Below are 5,323 nucleotides of genomic sequence, written 5' to 3'. Positions count from 1 at the left end.
AGGATAATTCTGACCTGTCAGACCAGTCTGACTTGTCTGACTTATCCGAAAGCTAGAAAGAACCAGAAACCTAGAAACCGCTAGACACCTTTAAAGGCGTTAGCCATTTTTTCACCTTTTCACCCTTTCACCTTTATAGGTTGATTGCTGCTCCCACCATAAAATTAGCTCCATCGGTGAGTGGCGAGTTAAGGTAATGGTACTGGGGGCGATAGTTTAGCACGTTGTCTACCGAAAGTGTGAGCGTGAATATGCTGCCGATTTGCTGCACGGCAGACACCTTCCACAGCGTGTAGGCGGGATAATGAATGGTGTTGGTGCCCTTAGACAGGTCGTAATAGTCTACATATTCCAGATTGTCTACGGGCGAAAGCGCACGTCCGTCTATGTTAAGAGCCAGTTGGTAGGACTTATTAAAGCGGTGCGAATAGTCCCAATGCGCAGTGAAGGTATGTTTTCGGGCAGGCTGATATTGGTTATTCAGTTGTTTCCCGTCCTTATCCTTGGGCAAGCGTTCGTGTGTAAAGCAGTACGAAAGCTGTGCCGACATGCCGTTTTGCCACTTTCCTTTCACTGTGGCCTCAAAGCCTAGCACCGCATATCGCGCCAAATTGATGTAAGGGAGATGGGGAATGGGTTCTGATGGGTTGGCGAAGAAAGGCGCGCCTGTGGCTATTTTGTCGCTCACCAGATTATAATGCCCGCTCAACGTGAAGATATAATGCAAGCGCGTGTATTCGGCCGAGAGGTTAAAGTTGTGGCTAACTTCGGGTTTAAGGTTGGCATTGCCCGTTACAAGCCAAATGCCGGCCATGTCGAAGTTGTAATATTTCTCTTTGAGCGTGGGCGAACGGAAGCCCATACCGTAGCCAAGGCGCAGGTTTAAATGGGGTAGGGGCGTGTGGCGAAGACTGATTTTGGGCGTTAGGCGCGTGATGGCGTGGTCGGAAAAGTGGTCAAGTCGTAGTGCGCCAACCACTTCCCACGCCTTGCCGAGGTTAAGGTCGTATTGTGCGAAGACGTCGCACGAGCGTTGTTTGCGCGTTCGGCCTTCGAGATTGGGGTTTAACAGCCAATCGTGCATCCAGTCGGCACCCAGAGAAAGCACGTCGCCTTGCCGCAAGTTGAGGGTGTAGAGCAGGCGGAAGGCGTTTTGTACGTTCGAGTAAGAGCGGAGGTCGAGGCGCGCCTGTTGTAGATAGGTCGACTTGTCGTATTGGTCGAACGAGTAGGAGAGTTCTAGGTGTTGCTTGTCGGATGGTTGCCATAGTGCGCGCAATCCGCCAGAAAAGTCGCGATAGCGTTCGGGCGTGTCTGTCGTTCGGGTTGTTTCGCGGAAAAAGTAGCCGGCACGTCCAGTTAGTTTCAGTTCTGATGTTGGGTTGAAAGACAACTGGTTGTTGGCGTTCCACGTATTGTCGCCGTAGATGGTAGCAACAACGCGCGAAATGGGCGAAGGGCCGTTGGTTACGTCGTAGTTATCTATCGAAGTGTGGGTAAGTGCTAGGGTGTTGGCCCATTTGCCTTTTTTCAGTTGCATGTTCAAGCCTTGTCGCCAATCGTTGTGACGTGCAACACGCGCATTGAGGTTTAGTTTAAAAGGCTGTGTGGCGTTGCGTGTGATGATGTTGATAACGCCACCAGCGGCGTTGGAGCCATAAAGGGCCGAGGCTGCGCCGCGAACAATCTCTATCCTTTCAACGTTATCCATGCTCAAGCGGGTAAAATCAACGTCGTCCATCGTTTCTCCTGCCAGGCGTTCGCCATCAACGAGTATCAGCAAGCTTTGTCCGCCAAATCCAGCAAAGTTCAAATGGGTTTGTTGGTTCATGGCATACGAGAACTCAATGCCAGGCATGGAGGTTTGAAGTAGATCGCGCAGGTTGGTGGCATCGGTCTTTTCGATGTCTTTTCGTGTGATGACGCGCGTTAGAACGGGCGTGCTTGCCAACAGTTTCGGACTTCGCGTGCCAGTAACCACCACCTGTTCGAGGTTGATGGTGCGGTTAAGCGTGTCGGCTGGGAGGGCAGCATTGGCCGTTATGTGCGATATGATGAGGGATAGGAAGATGAATGTGCGGTGGAACATGAGCGTAACTTTGATGTGAAGTTGACTTGTAAAGGGTGAAAAAGTGAAAAGGTGAAAGGGTGAAAGGGTGAAAGGGTGAAAGGGTGAAAAGGTGAAAGGGTGAAAAGGTGAAAAGGTGAAAAGATGGCTAACGCCACCTGTTCGTTTGGCTTAACTCCTTATTTCCTGAGCTATTGGCTTAACTCCTTAACTCCATAACTCCTTAACTCCTTATGGTGAAAAGATGGCTAACGCCACCTAGGCATTTGGCTTAACTCCTTAACTCCTTAACTCCATAACTCCTTAACTCCTAATGGAGAAAAGATGGCTAACGCCACCTAGGCATTTGGCTTAACTCCTTAACTCCATAACTCCTTAACTCCTTAACTCCTAATGGTGAAAAGATGGCTTCGCCTATCAACCCGTCAACTTCTAATACGGATACCTATAATTAATGGTGAGATAACATTTGGTGCCGGTTGTGGGATTGATGTAGCTTTCTAGTTGCAGGGCCACAAACTTTCCGTTGTTAAGTTTCACCACAAACACCCGATTGTTATGCTTGAAAGCGGGTGGCATGGGGGGAATGTCGAGGCGTAGCCAAGAGGATAGCGCGCGGTTGATGTGGATGCCTTGACATCCAATGAGGCTGTTGGCCATCTGCGACTGGTCTACCCAAACCTCGTTGGTGGTCCATTCGTCGGGTTTGAAGGTCGCTCCCATAAACTGTGTGCTGCTTTGTGGCAGCTGACTCATCGATGTATAGTTGGTTTCTAGCACCGCTCCACCGTTGGTTCGCACGTTGTCGCGGTGTATGGCGATGCTCCATGCGGGTGGTTCGGGCTGTTTGGCGGTAGGTTTAAAGTCTCTTTTCTCGTTGTGTGATAAGCCTTTTCCAAACACGTCGAACCAATACGTGTAGATGCCTGTTTGGTTATTTGCCTGTGTTTCGTCTTTGATTGTTGGGATGGGATAGGGCGTGAAGTGGGTTCGGGCATGCAGAAAGGCATCTGCATCGCCTGCTTCGGCCAGCATTTGCAGCGAGTCGAAGTCGATGTAATACCAATTATGCCAATCGCTTGCGTCTATTGCCAGCTGGTTGGCATTTATTTTCGGAGCTTTGTCGGGCGAGTCGTAGATGCCGTCGAACAGTCCTGTGCAGGCTGAAACCAAGGCTATGAGCGTACCCATACTTAGTTTGTAGGCCAGTTTGATGATGGAGTGCATGGGTTTTTGAGGCTATGAGGTGAACTTTTTAAGAGGCACGCCTGGCAAATGGTCCAGGCGTGCCCACTACGAAGATTGGGATGGGAAGACACGCCACAAGCCCAAGGCGGTTTGCTGTGTCTCTCCCTTATAATCTCTACTGCCTTGCTAGGGATAAAAGCTTGTACGGCGGCTTTACATTTTGTAAATCTTACCGTTGAACACGCCTTGGAGTGGGAACGGCATGTGGCCGGCAGTGAAATTGTTTTCTACCTTCAGGCTGCCGTCTTTGCCAAAGGTTGCTTTGATGGTGGCCTTGGTCAGTAGGTATTCTTTATATTCCGTTTCCGCTCCCTTCTTAAACTTGAGTTTCAAGCCATCATTCGAATAGTCTTTGCTGAACGTTTCGGTTTTCTTATCGTAGACAAGGTTGTTGATGGTGTACGCACCTAAGGTTAAGTCGCCCATAAGCGTACCTTCAAGCTTTTGGCCAAGAACCATAATCGTGTATGTGCCGTCGTCGTTCACCCAGAAGCTGTAGCCTGTGTTCTTTGCTACGTACGTTAGTCCCGTCACCGATACGGAGTTGTCACCCAAGTATGTGCCAGATAGTTTAACCTTTTCTGGAGCTTTCCCATTTCTCCATTTAATGGTTGTTCCGCCCATCAGGCCTTTTATGGAAATGTTAACGGCGGCCATGGGACCCGAGATGAGTGCTTCGTATTCCTTGGTTTGGCCTGCCTTATGTGGGTCGGCAACACTTATCTTGCCCGAACCTCTTATTTCGCCATCGTTGAGTGTAACTTCGAAAGTGCCTGTTCCCCATTTGGCGTCGGTGAATTTGCAGATGGATTTCTTACCTTGTGCAAATATTTCCATCTTGGCTTCCTCGCCATAATAGGTGTCCATGAACATGGGCGAGTTGACAACGATGTAGCCTGTAAAGGTGTGGATGGGCTTTACCTGCGACTCTTCGTTGGTAAATTGTATGTTCTTAATCTCGCTGGCCTTATATGTAACGGTAGAACCGTCGGACTTGGTGATGGTTACTGTTTGTGCCTTGGTAGTGGCTACGCCCGCCAGTATGGCGAAAACAAGTGTAAAGAGATATTTCATTTCTGAATGAATTTGAAGGTTCTTGATGTGGATTTAACGATGAAAACGCCCGTTTGGCCCTTCAAAGGTAGGTCTACCGAGCCGTCGGAGTTGACTGTTGCCGATACAACTAGCTGCCCCGAAACATTGAATATCGACACGCGCGAGCCTGGTTGCAGGCCTTCGCCGTGAACCGATTGGCCGAAACTGAACACGGCTTGGCTCTCGTTTGGCGAGGGAGCGGTGCTGATGCCCGTAGAAGAAGGGTCGGCGAACTCGAATGAACGGAACTCGTTCAGTGGGTATTCAACGGTTTGTTTGCCTGCCGTTATTACCAACTTGTTGGTAGTAAAAGTCACCGTAGGCTTGTCGGCCAGTGCGAAGAACACGCTCTCACCCGACTTGCCGCTCACTTTAACGTGGTTAGCAGCCATGCCCCACGCACTACCGAAGAACAAGGCAGATGCAATAACAAGTGCCCTGATGGTTGTTCTGATTTTCATTGTACTTGTATTTTATGAAATCTAATCTGTTATAACGCCGCAAAAGTAACAATAACTTCTTTTTTCGGCAATACTCACTTGTTGTGATTTTTCACCCTGTTCTATGCCTGGTTTTCGATAATGATGACCATATTTGTGCGTTAATTTTAGCATGATGGTTTTTGCAATGAAGGGAGGCACGGTAGAGTTTCAGGGGGAAAAGTCAGCTGTGTGCATTTTATCTTTTAGTGCTTATTCAAAAAAATATCGATAAATGTTTGCGCGTTTTGTGTTTTTTTGTAAATTTGCGGCGGATACTGCCGACCATTGGGGAGTTGCTATTCGCCTCAGTGGCAAATTGTCTTCGTTACTTTACTAGCTATGGCGTGCACACCTTTTTGTGCACTCAACCCTTGGAGCGCATGCCCACTCACTCCAATGAAGGGTTTATTAACCGAAAGTGGACGATGAA

General features: G+C 48.8%; 4 protein-coding genes. All 4 read right to left on the bottom strand.

The annotated features are described in order from the left end of the window. Positions 1–133: 133 nt before the first annotated feature. The 4 genes from HMPREF0670_RS14115 to HMPREF0670_RS14100 all read right to left on the bottom strand — a co-directional run bounded on the left by HMPREF0670_RS14115 (position 134) and on the right by HMPREF0670_RS14100 (position 4,872). Positions 134–2,089, bottom strand: coding sequence for a TonB-dependent receptor plug domain-containing protein (locus tag HMPREF0670_RS14115; protein WP_009231824.1), 1,956 nt, complete (start codon positions 2,087–2,089; stop codon positions 134–136). Positions 2,090–2,500: 411 nt separating this feature from the next. Beyond that, positions 2,501–3,295 carry an HmuY family protein gene (locus tag HMPREF0670_RS14110; protein WP_044078386.1) on the bottom strand — a complete coding sequence of 265 codons (795 nt, stop codon included), beginning with the start codon at positions 3,293–3,295 and terminating at the stop codon, positions 2,501–2,503. Positions 3,296–3,469: 174 nt separating this feature from the next. Then, the gene (locus tag HMPREF0670_RS14105; RefSeq protein WP_009231822.1) at positions 3,470–4,390 is read right to left on the bottom strand and encodes a calycin-like domain-containing protein; all 921 of its coding nucleotides are present in this window, start codon (positions 4,388–4,390) and stop codon (positions 3,470–3,472) included. After that, positions 4,387–4,872, bottom strand: a complete 486-nt coding sequence (locus tag HMPREF0670_RS14100; protein WP_009231821.1) for a T9SS type A sorting domain-containing protein — start codon at positions 4,870–4,872, stop codon at positions 4,387–4,389. Before HMPREF0670_RS14100 ends, HMPREF0670_RS14105 begins: the two co-directional genes overlap by 4 nt. Between the last annotated feature and the right edge of the window lie 451 nt (positions 4,873–5,323).

The sequence above is a fragment of the Prevotella sp. oral taxon 317 str. F0108 genome (genome assembly GCF_000162415.1).
Taxonomy (GTDB): Bacteria; Bacteroidota; Bacteroidia; order Bacteroidales; family Bacteroidaceae; genus Prevotella; species Prevotella conceptionensis.
Note: the sequence above shows the minus strand (reverse complement) of the source record. Positions and strands in the feature narration are given on the sequence as shown.

Coding starts and splice junctions, on each gene's coding strand:
- HMPREF0670_RS14105 (WP_009231822.1), bottom strand. CDS start 4,390: ATGAAATATCTCTTTACACTTGTTTTCGCCATACTGGCGGGCGTAGCC.
- HMPREF0670_RS14115 (WP_009231824.1), bottom strand. CDS start 2,089: ATGTTCCACCGCACATTCATCTTCCTATCCCTCATCATATCGCACATA.
- HMPREF0670_RS14110 (WP_044078386.1), bottom strand. CDS start 3,295: ATGCACTCCATCATCAAACTGGCCTACAAACTAAGTATGGGTACGCTC.
- HMPREF0670_RS14100 (WP_009231821.1), bottom strand. CDS start 4,872: ATGAAAATCAGAACAACCATCAGGGCACTTGTTATTGCATCTGCCTTG.